Consider the following 13,587-nt stretch of genomic DNA (forward strand, 5'->3'; position numbering starts at 1 on the left):
AGATATGAGATTTGAGACTTGAGACTTGAGATTTTAGACTTGAGATTTGAGACCTGCATTATCTCATATCTCACATCTATTTTCTCACATCTCAAATATCAAATCTATCAATTAAAAACTTTTAAAACCAATTAATTCTCTTACTTCGCGTATTCTTTTTTGTGCGCTTTCTCTGGCCTTTAATGCACCGTGTTTTGCCACCTGGCGAAGATAAGCCGTATCTGCTGCAATTTCGTTAATACGTTCACGCATTGGTGCAGTTGTTATGATCATGTCTTCAGCCAATTGCTTTTTAAAGTCGCCATAACGAATAGCCATTTTATTATACTGTTCATCAAAATGTGCTAAAGTATCTTCTGAAGAAACGATTTTCATTAAATCGAATAAGTTCTGAATAGCTTCTGGTTTCTCTTGAAACTCTGCTGTAGGTCCGCTATCTGTTACCGCTCTAGAAACTTTTTTACGGATAATTTCTGGAGTATCTGATAAATAAACCGCGTTGCCTTCGCCTTCAGATTTACCCATTTTGCCTTTTCCATCTAAGCCTGGTACTTTTACTAGGCTTTTACTATAGCTAAAAGCATAAGGTTCTGGGAAATAATCTTGATTATATAAACGGTTAAAACGATTCCCAAAAGTACGAGCCATCTCTAAATGTTGCTCTTGGTCTTTTCCAACAGGTACTTTGGTTGCTTTATGAATTAAAATATCTGCAGCCATTAATACTGGATACGTTAATAGACCTGCATTTACGTTATCTGGATTACCACGAACTTTATCTTTAAACGAAGTACTACGTTCTAATTCGCCCATGTACGCATTCATATTCAGGTATAAATACAATTCTGCAATCTCTGGAACGTCAGATTGAATGTAAATTGTAGTTGCTTCTGGGTCAATACCACAAGCTAGATATTCTACTAACACGTGCTTCACATTTCCATGTAAATCTGCAGGAGTAGGGTGTGTAGTTAATGAATGTAAATCTGCAATGAAAAAGTAGCAATTGTACTCATGTTGCATTTGAACAAAGCTTTTTACGGCTCCATAATAATTTCCAATATGTAATTTTCCTGTAGAGCGTATGCCGCTCACAACTGTTTCTTTCATAATTCGACGAAATTAAGAAAAAACCTATGAATGGATTTGAAATATTTGTTTTTTGTAATTATTGTTAATAAATAAATTACATAAATAACTTATTTATAAACGTTTAACTATATGTTGACCGTCGCTTCATCGTCCATTCACCGTCGGTTGACCGTCCAAAAGCCTATTTCGACGGTCAACCGACGGTATACCGAGCCTATACCGACGACTAATGGCAATAAAATCTCTCAATTATTTAATAGATTTTCAAAAAGTAACAAATAGATTTTCTTAATTTGTACTTTTGATAAGATGATTAAACTACTCAGAAAGATACATTACGTCTTTTCTTTATTCAGTATCCTTTTTTTCTTTATTCTATTTTGGCCTATCTATGTTTTAGGAACCAGAAATCCTAAAAATTATTCGTTCGTAAATAAAATAAGAACATTACACTCATTTTTATGTACTGCGGTGGTTGGAATTTTTTTCAAGTTTAGCTTTGAAAAAGAACTCGACGAAAATCAGACTTATATCTACTGTGCTAACCATACTTCTAATTTAGATATCATTATTTTTTGTCTATTAGCCAAAGGGCGATATCATTTTATGGGCAAAGAAGAGTTAATGAAAAACCCCGTGTTAGGCATTTTTTTTAGAACTATTGATATTGCTGTATCTCGTGAGAGTAAGATATCGGCATTTAGGGCATTTAAAAAGGCTGGCGAAAATTTAGAAAAGGGGATGAGTTTAATTATTTTTCCTGAGGGAAGAATTGATGACGCCTATCCTCCAGTTTTACAAGAATTTAAAAATGGCCCATTTAGGTTAGCTATAGAAAAAAACATACCGATTGTGCCAGTAAGTGTGATAAACATTTGGCAAATCATGTGGGATGATGGGATGAAGTTTGGCACTAGACCAGGAATTGGTGATATTTATGTTCATGAGCCAATTTTAACTACTATCTTAGCTGAAGATAGTGCTGATGCCTTAAAAGAAGAAGTTTTTAAAAAGATAAACAGTAAGCTACAAAATAGATGATAATAGATAAACAAACTGTTCATAAAGTTGCAGACTTAGCAAGAATTGCCATTAAGGAAGAAGAAGTGGAAACACTAACTGTTGAAATGAATAAAATTTTAACCTTTATGGAAAAGCTAAATGAATTGGATACAATTGGAGTTAAGCCTCTTGTATATATGAATGAGGAGGTTAATGTGTGGCGTGAAGATATTGCTAAGCAAGAAATTAGTGTGGTTGATGGCTTAAAGAATTCTGCTAAACATAACGAAAGCTTTTTCTTTGTGCCAAAGATTATAGAAAAGTAGATTAAACTGTAACATATAATAGGTATAGCCTGTCTAAAAAAGAAAAAACAATGCAAAAAGCACTCATTACCATTAATGATATAGGCCGTAAATATGTTATTGGCTCAGAAGTTATTCACGCTTTAAAATCTGTTAGCCTTTCAATAAACAAAGGAGAGTTTGTAGCCTTAATGGGTCCTTCTGGTTCTGGAAAATCTACCTTGATGAATATTTTAGGTTGTTTAGATACACCAAGTAAAGGCGATTATATCTTAAATGGTACCAATGTAAGTCACATGACTGAAAATGAGTTAGCTGAGGTGCGTAATACAGAGATTGGTTTTGTTTTTCAAACCTTTAACCTGTTGCCTCGTGCTACATCATTAGACAACGTGGCGCTACCTTTAATTTATGCTGGTGCCAGTAAAAAGGAACGTAATGAGCGTGCAACTAAGGCTTTGGAAAATGTTGGTTTAGGTAATCGTGTTACACACAAACCAAATGAACTTTCCGGTGGTCAGCGCCAACGTGTAGCTGTTGCAAGAGCCTTAATCAATAATCCTTCTATTATATTGGCAGATGAGCCTACTGGTAACTTAGATACCAAAACATCCATTGAAATCATGGGCCTATTAGAAGAGATTCACAGTAAAGGAAACACCATTATTTTGGTTACCCACGAGGAAGATATTGCACAACACGCACACCGTATTGTTCGCATGAGAGATGGATTGATAGAAAAAGATTACGTTAACGATGATGTAAAAACTGTTTCACCACGCTTATCTCATTTAGAGAAAAAGGGAGATGATTTTGAAAGCATAGTTTAATAGATGTGAGAAGTGAGAAATTAGATATGAGACCATTCATATCTCACATCTCACATCTAGTATCTCAAATCTCAATATGAAAATTTACACCAAAACAGGAGATAAAGGCGAGACATCACTAATTGGTGGTGTTCGTGTTCCTAAATATCACATCAGAATTGAAAGTTACGGAACGGTTGATGAGTTAAATTCTTACATCGGTTTAATCATGTGCCAATCGATAGATGCACATCATCAACAAGTTTTAAAAGAAATTCAAGATAGGTTATTCACAATTGGTTCTTCGTTAGCATCAGACCCAGAGAAGTCTAAGATGAAAATTCCTGACCTTTTAGAAAGTGATATCACGTTACTTGAAAAAGAAATGGATGCGATGAATGAAGTACTTCCTGCTTTAAAGCATTTTATATTACCAGGGGGAAACACCGTTGTATCTTACTGTCATTTAGCTCGTTGTGTTTGTAGAAGAGCAGAAAGACTTACGGTAGAATTGGCTTCATCAAGCTTTGTTGACAGCAATATTACAATTTATTTGAACAGATTAAGTGATTATTTGTTTGTTTTGGCTCGTAAATTGAATGACGATGCTAAAACAGAAGAAAACATCTGGATACCACGAATTTAAATAGTGGAAAAAAATATTTGTTTTGCTCATTTTTTTTAACATACTTTTGCGCTTTCAGATTTAGAATAATTAATATTAAGAATATGTATTGGACATTAGAACTCGCATCGCACTTGGAAGACGCTCCATGGCCTGCAACAAAAGACGAATTAATTGATTACGGTATCCGTTCTGGTGCACCTGTAGAGGTGATTGAAAATTTACAAGCATTGGAAGATGATGGTGAGCCTTATGAAACTATTGAAGAAATTTGGCCGGATTATCCTACCAAAGATGACTTCTTCTTTAATGAAGATGAATATTAAAGACTCAAGATTTAAAACCTCAATATAAAAATTGAGGTTTTTTTATTTTATAGAACAATTTAGAGCTAGTTGTTGTTAATGTTTAGAAATCGGATAAAAACGAAAAATATTATAAACTAATTAATCAACTAAAATCTAAATGTCATGGGAAATCTACTTTATGTTATCGCAGTAATCTTAATTATTATCTGGATATTCGGCGCTTTTGTATCACCTTTCGGGGGCAATTTGATACATATTTTAATTGTTATAGCAATTATTGCTGTATTATTAAGAGTGATAAGAGGAGCAGCCTAAAGAATACAACAATAAAATTCAGCTCTGATAATTAATTTATCAGGGCTTTTTTATTTTACTAGAAACCCAGCTAGTTCTAAGTCTTCGGGGTAAGTGATTTTAATATTGCTTCTTTCGCCTTCAATTAGGTTGATTTTGAAACCGGCTTTTTCTACTACTGAAGCATCATCTGTAAACTTTGGTTTGTAATGCTGCTGGTAAGCTGTTCTTAGTTGACTTATCTCGAAAGTTTGTGGAGTTTGTATTAATACAAGTTCATCTCTATTGATGATTTTACTTTCTTTATCTTTTATTTTTCTAACAGAATCACTAGGTTTTATGCAGGTTACTGCATTTCCCATTTGTTCTGCAACCTCGTAAGCATTTGTTATCAATTTATTGCTAACAATAGGTCTAACTGCATCATGTATAGCCACAATTCCTTCATCTTTAATAGCCATTAATCCATTTCTTACAGAATGAAATCTTTGCTCTCCACCTCGAATAATTAAGTGAGGGATGTTGAAGTTGTGCTTAAAACATAATTCTTCCCATTGTTGATGTAAATCAGCATTTAAAACAAGAATTATTTCTGGATTGAAGATAGAATTGTAAAAAGCCAAAATGGTGTGCATGAGCACAGGCTTATCTTTTAGCAATAAGAATTGTTTAGCAACTGAATTTTGCATGCGCTTACCAGAACCGCCACCAACAATTATTGCGTAGTATTTCATTTTATGCAGATATGAGAAAATAGATTGGAGATATGAGAAAGACAAACTAGGTCTCAAATCTCATATCTCCAATCTCGTCTCTATATAATTAACATCGCATCGCCATAGCTATAAAAGCGATACTTTTCTTTTAACGCTACTTGGTATGCATTCATTACATTTTCGTAACCACCAAAAGCACTTACCATCATTAACAAAGTTGATTCTGGTGTGTGGAAGTTAGTGATCATACAATTTGCAATACTGAAATCGTAAGGAGGGAAGATAAACTTGCTAGTCCAATCGTTAGCAGGTTTTAACCTTTTACCAGATGAAACTGCAGATTCGATAGCACGCATAGATGTTGTACCAACAGCACAAATTCTTCTTTTATCTTCAATCGCTTTGTTAACAATATCTACAGCAGGTTGTTCGATGATAAACTGTTCTGAGTCCATTTTATGTTTAGTTAAATCTTCAACCTCAACAGGTCTAAAAGTACCTAAACCAACGTGTAAAGTAACTTCAGCAAAATCAACACCTTTTAATTCTAAACGTTTCATTAACTCTCTGCTAAAGTGTAAACCAGCAGTTGGAGCTGCTACTGCACCTTCATGCTTAGCGAAAATTGTTTGGTAACGTTCTTTATCTTGTGCAGTTGCTTTACGCTTGATATATTTTGGAAGTGGTGTTTCTCCTAAGATTTCAACATTTTTTCTGAATTCTTCATCAGTACCATCAAATAAGAAACGAATGGTACGACCACGAGATGTAGTGTTATCTACAACTTCAGCAACTAATAAATCGTCATCACCAAAATATAATTTGTTGCCTACACGAATTTTACGAGCTGGGTCTACTAAAACATCCCATAAACGTAATTCTTTATTTAATTCGCGAAGTAAAAAAACTTCGATTGTTGCTCCAGTTTTTTCTTTATTTCCATATAAACGAGCAGGAAACACTTTTGTATTATTAAGGATCATGACATCCTTATCATCAAAATACCCTAAAACATCTTTGAAAATCTTATGCTCAATCTTGCCACTATCTTTGTGTAAAACCATTAAACGGGCTTCGTCTCTTTGTTCTGCAGGATTGTTCGCTAAAAGCGATTCAGGTAAATTAAACTTAAATTGAGATAACTTCATGTTTTTTTGATGTAGTAAATTAGGGCGCAAATTTACGAATTATAATTATGTTTTTTGCAATTAATAATTCTATGTCTTTTAGCACCAGCCAAATCAATTGTATTTTTTATAATATACATCACTATGTGTAACCTTTTTAAGTATTTTTGGTCTAAACAATATGATGATGATTTTTAGACTCATTGGCGAGAGTTTCAGGTTTGCTTGGGATGCACTTCGCCAAAATAAATTAAGAACGGCACTTTCTCTATTAGGTATCACGATTGGTATTTTTATAATCATAGCTGTATTTACTGGAGTAGATACCATGAAGAATAAAATTCAAAGTAGTGTTGATAAACTTGGGTCTAATACATTGTTTGTGCAAAAATGGCCTTGGATATTTAGCGATAACTTCCCTTGGTGGAAATACGTTAATCGCCCAGAACCTTCATTAAGAGATTATAATGCGTTAAAAGACCGTATGGATATGGCGGTTGGTGTTTGTTATGAAGTTTCTACAAGCAATCGTACCATTAAATATCGTAGTAATTCTGTAGACGGAGCAAGTTTAAATGCAGCTTCTCAAGAGTATGATAAAACTTGGGATTTAGAATTTGGAGATGGAAGATATTTTACAGAAAGTGAAGGCAGGGCTGGTTCACCCGTTTGTATATTAGGTGCAGAAATTGCTGATGGTTTGTTTGATGGTGAAGAGCCAGTTGGTAAACAAATTAAAGTAATGGGTAGGAGAGTAACAGTTGTTGGTGTTTTTAAAAGAGAAGGTGAGGATATGATGGGAATGTCTCAAGACAAGAACGTACTTATTCCATTAAATCTTGCTAAAAGTATGTTCGACGTTAACAACGAAAGATATAACCCACAGGTAACTGTTAGAGGAAAAGAAAATATAAGCTTAGAAGAGGTTGAAAGTGAATTGAAAGGCCAAATGAGATCTATTCGACGTTTAAGACCAGGTCAAGAAGATGATTTTTCCCTAAATAAAACTACAATGCTTTCTAACCAATTGGATATTATGTTTGGTGTTGTTAAGGTTGCTGGTTGGATAATAGGAGGGTTCTCTATATTAGTAGGTGGTTTTGGAATTGCTAATATCATGTTTGTTTCTGTAAAAGAACGCACCAATATTATAGGTATTCAAAAATCTTTAGGTGCTAAAAATTACTTTATTTTATTGCAATTTATTTTCGAAGCAGTTGCGCTATGTATTATGGGAGGTTTATTTGGACTTGGATTAGTATATATAGGTACATTATTAATTACTTACCTTGCTGATGTTGAAGTGATTTTATATTTAAGTAATATAACATTAGGTATAGGAGTTTCAGTTATCATTGGTTTAATTGCGGGTTTTTGGCCTGCCTATGCTGCTTCAAGGTTAGATCCAGTAGAAGCGATACGTTCTTAACCCCTAATCCCCTAAAGGGGACTTTGCAATTCGCAGAGATATAAGTTATAAAAAAAGAGCTTCGAATTTTCGAAGCTCTTTTTTTGTTCAATTATTTTGAAAATTAATATGAACCTAAATTTGTTAGTCCCCTTTAGAGCCTGCTCCGATTTTATATCAGAGGGATTAGAGTTTAACTTAACTCAGTTTAGCTAATGCTTCTTTAATTCTTCTTAAAGCTTCAATTAAGCTCTCATCAGAGGCTGCGTAAGATAAACGAATGTAATTGTTGTTTCCGAATGAATCTCCACCAACAGTTGCTACGTGACCTACATTTAAAAGATATAAAGCTAAGTCTGCAGAATCTTTAATCACATTTCCATCAGCATCTTTTTTGCCAAAGAAAGAGCTAATTTCAGGGAAGAAATAAAATGCGCCATCTGGTAAGTTTGTTTTAACACCTGGAATATCATTTAACAATTCGTAAACTAATTGTCTACGTCTTGCAAAAGCCTTTTTCATCTCCAATACTGTTTCTAAGCCTGATTCGTAAGCTACAATACCAGCTCTTTGAGAAATTGAGCAAGTTCCAGAAGTAGTTTGACCTTGCATTTTATCGTTAGCCGCTGCAATTTCCTTGTTTGCAGCAATGTATCCTAATCTCCAACCAGTCATTGCAAATGCTTTAGAAAAGCCATTAACAATAATTACACGGTCTTTAATACTGTCGAATTGTGCAATAGATTCATGTTTATCAACAAAGTTGATGTGTTCATAAATCTCATCAGATAAAATATAGATGTCTGGATATTTTTCAAATACTTTAACTAATGCTGCTAATTCTTCTCTACTATAAACTGTACCTGTTGGATTACATGGCGAAGAAAACATGAAAAGTTTACTTTTTGGTGTAATTGCAGCTTCTAATTGTTCTGGAGTAATTTTAAAATCACTTTCAATTGTCGTATCGATGAAAACAGATTTACCTTCAGCTAAAACAACCATTTCAGAATAAGAAACCCAATATGGAGTTGGGATAATAACTTCCTCTCCTGGATTAATTAAAGTTAATATAACGTTAGATAAAGATTGTTTAGCTCCTGTAGAAACTACAATCTGCGAAATATCATAATCTAAATTATTTTCGGTCTTTAATTTATTTACAATCGCCTTGCGCAATTCTGGGTATCCTGGAACAGGAGAGTATCGAGTATAGTTTTCGTCTAACGCTGTTTTTGCAGCTTCTTTAACGTGGTCTGGTGTATTAAAATCTGGTTCGCCAATGCTTAAGCTAATAATGTTAATTCCTTTGGCTGCTAATTCGCGACCAAGTTTGGTCATTTTAAGTGTAGCGGACTCTGATAAGTTGTTGATTCTTTGAGATAAAACTGCCATAATATTTTTGTGAATGCGCAAATATAAAAACCAAATGTTACTAGGCAATAAAAAAGATACTTTTTCTTAAAATTCGATGCGTAAACTGTATTTTTGCCTACTAATTATCAGATTTTGCAGCCAAGAAAGAAAGCTATTCTTATTTCACTCTGTGTGAGCATTGTTTTAATGCTGGCAAAGTTTGCAGCTTATTTTTTAACTAATTCTAATGCAATTTTAACTGATGCAGCAGAGAGTATAGTTAATGTAATTGCCAGTTCATTCGCATTTTACAGCATTTATTTAAGTACTTTACCTAAAGATGAAAACCATCCTTATGGCCATGGTAAAGTAGAGTTTTTCTCGGCCTTTGTAGAAGGTGTTTTAATAGGTGTTGCAGGTATAATCATCATATTTAAGTCGGGGCATGATTTATTTTTCCCAAGCCAAATAAAGCAGCTTTATGATGGGGCAATTATTATTGGGTGTACTGGGGTAGTTAATTTAATTATTGGATTTTATCTGATTCAAACAGGCAAAAAACATCAGTCTATTACTTTAGAGGCAGATGGAAAGCATTTATTAACAGACGCCATTACCAGTGCTGGTTTAGTTTTGGGAGTAATACTGATTCAGTTCACTCAAATTTATTGGTTAGACAGTGTTATTTCTATCGCCCTTGGCTTATATATTATTTTTAACGGTTACAAATTAACTAGGCGTTCTATAGGCGGCTTAATGGATGAAAGTAATATAGAATTAGTAGAGAAAATTGTTGCTGTTTTACAAAGAAATAGGCAAGATAGCTGGATTGATGTTCACAATTTAAGGGCCCAACAATATGGTGCCGATTTACACGTGGATTGTCATGTTACGCTTCCTTATTACTTTGATTTAAATACCGTTCATAAAGAAATATCAAGCATTGATAAATTAATAAACGTTACTGGTTCTCATCAGACAGAACTATTTATTCATGCAGACCCTTGCCTGCCTGCTTGTTGTAATTATTGTAAAGTACCAAATTGCCCTGTTAGACAAGAAGATTTTAAAGGTGAAATAAAGTGGACGATGGAAAACGTAACGAAAAACCAAAAACATTTTAGCCAATGAGTTACTTTAATGTAAGAGTTTATGGATTGCTCATCAATTCTAAAAATGAGGTTTTGGTAAGTGATGAACACGAATATGGACAATTCTTTTCTAAATTTCCTGGAGGTGGATTAGATCTTGGCGAAGGTTTGATAGATGCGCTTAAACGTGAGTTTATGGAGGAATGTAATGCCGAAGTTGAAGTTACTGGTCACTTTTATACAACTGATTTTTACGAAAAATCTTCTTTTAACGATAGTCAAGTAATTAGCATTTATTATTTGGTTAAAGCTGTTCATCCTTTGCAATTAAGCTTTAAGACAAAAACTTTTGATTTTGATGAGGGAATTTTTCAATCTTTTAGATGGATTAATCTTAAAGATTTATCAGCAGATGACGTTACATTTAAAACCGATAAAGCTGTAGTAAAGCTTTTAAAGAAAGAGGTTTTTTAAAATGAGAGAAAGGATTTTATATTATGCAATGCCCGTTTTGAAACTGCTTTTATTCTTGACTTTGTGTTTTTTTTGTTTCTTGCCAACACCCATTATTGTTCAGTTTAGCTTTATTCAACAAGTCGAAAATCTCCTCATCGCAGATTTGATAGTCGAATTGGGCCTATGCTTAGCTGTATTTGGAGCATTGTTAATGGTTCTCAGAATTTTAAGGCAATATAGTTTATACGATGTTTTTATAATTCCAGAAAGTTCAATTTCAGGATTTTTAAAAGGAAGTCTAATCGGCTTGTGCTTAATTTCTGCTTGTGTTGGCTTTGTAATGTTGAACGGAAACGTCGTTTTTAGTTCTGGAAATATCAGTATAATTACGTTTTTTGGCTATTTAATATTCTTTATTTTAGTAGCGATTTTTGAAGAATTATTGTTTAGAACTTTCCCCTTATTAGTTTTCGCAGAGCGATATCATATAGCAATAGCTATCTTCTTAAGCAGTGTTTTATTTGGATTGGCTCACCTTGGTAACAATGGATTTACTTGGTTAGCTATGTTAAATATAACTTTGGCAGGAATTCTATTCTCAATTTTCACACTACAAAAATGGAATATAAGTTGGGCAATAGGCATACATTTTGGGTGGAATTTTACGCAAGGAACCATTTTAGGCTATCAAGTCAGTGGCGGAAAATCTTCAGGAATACTAATTTCGAAGCCAGTAGGAGAAACATATTTATCAGGAGGTATTTTTGGAATCGAAGGTTCTGTTTTTTGTACTGCTATATTGATTATTGTAATCACATTTTTGGTATTCAAATACAAAATTGAACCTGTTCAGGAAATACTATTGGAAGAACCGGAAGAAGAAGAAACAATATGAGTTTAATAGAAAGAGATAAAAAAGTAATCTGGCATCCATATACTCAAATGAAGGATGCACAAAATCCTATTCCTATTGTTAAAGGAGAAGGCGTTTATCTTTATGATGAAGATGGGAATAAATACATAGATGCTGTTTCTTCATGGTGGGTAACTATCCATGGTCACTCACATCCATATATTGCAGAGAAAGTTTCGGCACAATTAAAGAAACTAGAACACGTAATTTTTGCTGGCTTTACTCACGAGCCCGCAGTTCTTTTGGCAGAACGATTATTACATTTATTACCAGGTAAGCAAGATAAAATTTTCTATAGCGATAATGGTTCAACGGCGGTTGAAGTGGCGTTAAAAATGTGCTTGCAATACTGGAATAACAAAGGAAACGACAAAAAGAAGAAAGTTTTAGCGTTTAAAGATGCTTATCACGGTGATACTTTTGGCGCAATGTCTGTAAGTGGAAGAAGTATTTTCACCAATCCATTTAACGATTTGTTATTCGATGTGGAATTTATCGATTTGCCTAATGAGAAAAATATCTCAAATCTCACTTCTCACATCTCAGATCTATCTTCTCAGCTTTGCTGTTTCATCTTCGAGCCTTTAATTTTAGGTGCTGGCGGAATGTTAATGTACGAAGCTAAATACCTTGATGAACTTCTAAAAACTTGTAAGGAAAACGATGTCCTGACTATTGCGGATGAAGTTATGACGGGTTTCGGTCGCACAGGCACATATTTCGCTTGTGAGCAATTAACTCAACATCCAGATGTATTCTGCTTAAGTAAAGGTTTAACTGGCGGAACAATGCCCATGGGTGTAACCAGTTGTAACGAGAAAATTTTCGAAGCCTTTTTAAGTGATGATAAACTAAAAACCTTGTATCACGGACATTCATTTACTGCTAATCCTGTGGCTTGTGCAGCTTCTTTAGCAAGTTTAGACATTTTATTAGCTGATGAAACTTTAGTAAATATCAAAAGGGTAGAAGTACAACACAAAGAATTTTTCAAACAAATAGAAAACCATCCTAAAGTTAGAACCATTCGGCAAACCGGAACTATCATTGCCATAGAATGGGAAACAGGAACCGATACTTCATACCTTAGCGGACTAAGAGACAGACTTTATAATCACTTTTTAAGCAAGGGGATTATACTTCGACCGTTAGGGAACATCATTTATATCTTACCTCCTTATGTCATTTCTAACGATGATTTGGCGTACATTTACAACTCAATTCAACAAGCTTTAGACGAAATATAATATGCAATTAACTTCGATTTTAGAAAATATTGTGAACAATAATGTTCTGCATTCCAGATGGTTAAATACCTTATCTTATATGGAAAATGCAGGTGCAAAAAAGATATCAGCCTCTGAGCATAAAGAAGAAGTAACGCTACTGATTTTAAAGCATGCTGCAGAAGAACATCGCCACGCTTATTATTTAAAAAAGCAACTGGCAAAACTTGATGAAAATCTTTGCAAGACTTATAGCAATGCTGAATTATTGGCGCCAAATCATACTAAATATTACTTGAATACTTTAGATGTTTTGGTGTGTAGATACTTAAAAAACCATTTCAAATTATCTGGCTACGATTTAAAATTTGCCGCTTATCTTTTTGTGACTTATGCTATTGAAGTTAGAGCAGATGAGCTTTATCCTATCTACCAAGAAATTTTAACTGCAAAAGAGAGCAGAGTTACAGTAAAATCTATCATTTTAGAAGAAGAAGGTCACTTAGAGGAAATGTTAAACCAGTTAAGAGAATTTTCTGCAGACTGGGAAAAACATGCAAATGAGATTATTAAGATTGAACAGCAAATGTTTAACGATTGGATGGTAGGATTAGCAAAGGAAGTAGCCTAATATTTGCAAATTTTTAGAAAAGCAAAATCAGCATTTCATTTTAAGGTTCGTCCCGCTTTACATTTCAATACTTTTGAACTGTCACACTGAGCGTAGTCGAAGTGCAGCGTAACAAAAGTATTTTCATTGCAATCGGGTTTATAACACGCAGATTTGTGCTTCTAGTTGTGGTTTCCTTGCAATAGCCTAAATTATCATTCCCAAGTACTATGCTTCAAAACTTAACCA

General features: G+C 33.9%; 16 protein-coding genes. 12 read left to right on the top strand and 4 right to left on the bottom strand.

The window, feature by feature from the left end; genetic code table 11:
- Positions 1 to 111: 111 nt before the first annotated feature.
- A complete protein-coding gene (trpS, locus tag R2Q59_RS04545; RefSeq protein ID WP_316784009.1) occupies positions 112 to 1,110 on the bottom strand; it encodes a tryptophan--tRNA ligase in 999 nt (332 codons plus the stop codon).
- A gap of 291 nt (positions 1,111 to 1,401) precedes the next feature.
- Between trpS and R2Q59_RS04550 the strand changes: the two genes are divergently transcribed.
- From R2Q59_RS04550 to R2Q59_RS04575, 6 genes are all read left to right on the top strand, one after another.
- Positions 1,402 to 2,133, top strand: a complete 732-nt coding sequence (locus R2Q59_RS04550; protein ID WP_316784010.1) for a lysophospholipid acyltransferase family protein — start codon at positions 1,402 to 1,404, stop codon at positions 2,131 to 2,133.
- Positions 2,130 to 2,420 (top strand): Asp-tRNA(Asn)/Glu-tRNA(Gln) amidotransferase subunit GatC, encoded by a 291-nt coding sequence (gene gatC / locus R2Q59_RS04555; RefSeq protein WP_316766208.1) that lies wholly within the window; start codon positions 2,130 to 2,132, stop codon positions 2,418 to 2,420. The genes R2Q59_RS04550 and gatC overlap by 4 nt, the downstream gene beginning before the upstream one ends.
- A gap of 50 nt (positions 2,421 to 2,470) precedes the next feature.
- Entirely contained in the window at positions 2,471 to 3,229 is a 759-nt protein-coding gene (locus R2Q59_RS04560; protein ID WP_316766212.1) for an ABC transporter ATP-binding protein, read from the top strand.
- Between the two features lie 76 nt (positions 3,230 to 3,305).
- A complete protein-coding gene (locus R2Q59_RS04565; RefSeq protein ID WP_316766214.1) occupies positions 3,306 to 3,854 on the top strand; it encodes a cob(I)yrinic acid a,c-diamide adenosyltransferase in 549 nt (182 codons plus the stop codon).
- Between the two features lie 83 nt (positions 3,855 to 3,937).
- Positions 3,938 to 4,159: a DUF2795 domain-containing protein gene (locus R2Q59_RS04570; protein ID WP_008240955.1), complete on the top strand. Its 222-nt coding sequence runs from the start codon at positions 3,938 to 3,940 to the stop codon at positions 4,157 to 4,159.
- A 144-nt stretch (positions 4,160 to 4,303) separates the two neighbouring features.
- Positions 4,304 to 4,456 carry a lmo0937 family membrane protein gene (locus R2Q59_RS04575; RefSeq protein ID WP_316766216.1) on the top strand — a complete coding sequence of 51 codons (153 nt, stop codon included), beginning with the start codon at positions 4,304 to 4,306 and terminating at the stop codon, positions 4,454 to 4,456.
- 50 nt (positions 4,457 to 4,506) lie between these two features.
- Here the strand turns inward: R2Q59_RS04575 and R2Q59_RS04580 are convergent, their stop codons facing one another.
- Positions 4,507 to 5,169, bottom strand: a complete 663-nt coding sequence (locus tag R2Q59_RS04580) for a 2-C-methyl-D-erythritol 4-phosphate cytidylyltransferase (RefSeq protein ID WP_316784011.1) — start codon at positions 5,167 to 5,169, stop codon at positions 4,507 to 4,509.
- 80 nt (positions 5,170 to 5,249) lie between these two features.
- A complete protein-coding gene (queA, locus tag R2Q59_RS04585) occupies positions 5,250 to 6,299 on the bottom strand; it encodes a tRNA preQ1(34) S-adenosylmethionine ribosyltransferase-isomerase QueA (protein WP_316766222.1) in 1,050 nt (349 codons plus the stop codon).
- 163 nt (positions 6,300 to 6,462) lie between these two features.
- On the opposite strand from queA, the gene R2Q59_RS04590 reads away from it, so the two are divergent.
- Complete coding sequence (locus tag R2Q59_RS04590; protein WP_316768597.1) at positions 6,463 to 7,707, top strand: ABC transporter permease; 1,245 nt, start codon at positions 6,463 to 6,465, stop codon at positions 7,705 to 7,707.
- 177 nt (positions 7,708 to 7,884) lie between these two features.
- Here R2Q59_RS04590 and R2Q59_RS04595 read toward each other — a convergent pair whose 3' ends face one another.
- Positions 7,885 to 9,081: a pyridoxal phosphate-dependent aminotransferase gene (locus R2Q59_RS04595; protein WP_316766224.1), complete on the bottom strand. Its 1,197-nt coding sequence runs from the start codon at positions 9,079 to 9,081 to the stop codon at positions 7,885 to 7,887.
- A 114-nt stretch (positions 9,082 to 9,195) separates the two neighbouring features.
- Here R2Q59_RS04595 and R2Q59_RS04600 point away from each other — a divergent pair, with 114 nt between their 5' ends.
- Genes R2Q59_RS04600 through R2Q59_RS04620 form a run of 5 tightly spaced genes read left to right on the top strand, consistent with a single transcriptional unit; the run spans position 9,196 to position 13,359 of the window.
- Positions 9,196 to 10,173 carry a cation diffusion facilitator family transporter gene (locus R2Q59_RS04600; protein ID WP_316766225.1) on the top strand — a complete coding sequence of 326 codons (978 nt, stop codon included), beginning with the start codon at positions 9,196 to 9,198 and terminating at the stop codon, positions 10,171 to 10,173.
- Entirely contained in the window at positions 10,170 to 10,607 is a 438-nt protein-coding gene (locus R2Q59_RS04605; RefSeq protein WP_316784012.1) for an NUDIX domain-containing protein, read from the top strand. Before R2Q59_RS04600 ends, R2Q59_RS04605 begins: the two co-directional genes overlap by 4 nt.
- A gap of 1 nt (position 10,608) precedes the next feature.
- A complete protein-coding gene (locus R2Q59_RS04610; RefSeq protein ID WP_316766230.1) occupies positions 10,609 to 11,484 on the top strand; it encodes a CPBP family intramembrane glutamic endopeptidase in 876 nt (291 codons plus the stop codon).
- Complete coding sequence (bioA, locus tag R2Q59_RS04615) at positions 11,481 to 12,749, top strand: adenosylmethionine--8-amino-7-oxononanoate transaminase (protein WP_316784013.1); 1,269 nt, start codon at positions 11,481 to 11,483, stop codon at positions 12,747 to 12,749. Before R2Q59_RS04610 ends, bioA begins: the two co-directional genes overlap by 4 nt.
- A gap of 1 nt (position 12,750) precedes the next feature.
- Positions 12,751 to 13,359: a hypothetical protein gene (locus tag R2Q59_RS04620; RefSeq protein ID WP_316766236.1), complete on the top strand. Its 609-nt coding sequence runs from the start codon at positions 12,751 to 12,753 to the stop codon at positions 13,357 to 13,359.
- Positions 13,360 to 13,587 lie beyond the last annotated feature (228 nt).

This window comes from Pedobacter frigiditerrae, assembly GCF_032678705.1.
GTDB lineage: Bacteria > Bacteroidota > Bacteroidia > Sphingobacteriales > Sphingobacteriaceae > Pedobacter > Pedobacter frigiditerrae_A.

What these genes read in the sequence shown, in the direction of transcription:
- trpS (WP_316784009.1), bottom strand. Translation starts at nt 1,110, where the DNA reads ATGAAAGAAACAGTTGTGAGCGGCATACGCTCTACAGGAAAATTACAT.
- R2Q59_RS04550 (WP_316784010.1), top strand. Translation starts at nt 1,402, where the DNA reads ATGATTAAACTACTCAGAAAGATACATTACGTCTTTTCTTTATTCAGT.
- gatC (WP_316766208.1), top strand. Translation starts at nt 2,130, where the DNA reads ATGATAATAGATAAACAAACTGTTCATAAAGTTGCAGACTTAGCAAGA.
- R2Q59_RS04560 (WP_316766212.1), top strand. Translation starts at nt 2,471, where the DNA reads ATGCAAAAAGCACTCATTACCATTAATGATATAGGCCGTAAATATGTT.
- R2Q59_RS04565 (WP_316766214.1), top strand. Translation starts at nt 3,306, where the DNA reads ATGAAAATTTACACCAAAACAGGAGATAAAGGCGAGACATCACTAATT.
- R2Q59_RS04570 (WP_008240955.1), top strand. Translation starts at nt 3,938, where the DNA reads ATGTATTGGACATTAGAACTCGCATCGCACTTGGAAGACGCTCCATGG.
- R2Q59_RS04575 (WP_316766216.1), top strand. Translation starts at nt 4,304, where the DNA reads ATGGGAAATCTACTTTATGTTATCGCAGTAATCTTAATTATTATCTGG.
- R2Q59_RS04580 (WP_316784011.1), bottom strand. Translation starts at nt 5,169, where the DNA reads ATGAAATACTACGCAATAATTGTTGGTGGCGGTTCTGGTAAGCGCATG.
- queA (WP_316766222.1), bottom strand. Translation starts at nt 6,299, where the DNA reads ATGAAGTTATCTCAATTTAAGTTTAATTTACCTGAATCGCTTTTAGCG.
- R2Q59_RS04590 (WP_316768597.1), top strand. Translation starts at nt 6,463, where the DNA reads ATGATGATTTTTAGACTCATTGGCGAGAGTTTCAGGTTTGCTTGGGAT.
- R2Q59_RS04595 (WP_316766224.1), bottom strand. Translation starts at nt 9,081, where the DNA reads ATGGCAGTTTTATCTCAAAGAATCAACAACTTATCAGAGTCCGCTACA.
- R2Q59_RS04605 (WP_316784012.1), top strand. Translation starts at nt 10,170, where the DNA reads ATGAGTTACTTTAATGTAAGAGTTTATGGATTGCTCATCAATTCTAAA.
- R2Q59_RS04610 (WP_316766230.1), top strand. Translation starts at nt 10,609, where the DNA reads ATGAGAGAAAGGATTTTATATTATGCAATGCCCGTTTTGAAACTGCTT.
- bioA (WP_316784013.1), top strand. Translation starts at nt 11,481, where the DNA reads ATGAGTTTAATAGAAAGAGATAAAAAAGTAATCTGGCATCCATATACT.
- R2Q59_RS04620 (WP_316766236.1), top strand. Translation starts at nt 12,751, where the DNA reads ATGCAATTAACTTCGATTTTAGAAAATATTGTGAACAATAATGTTCTG.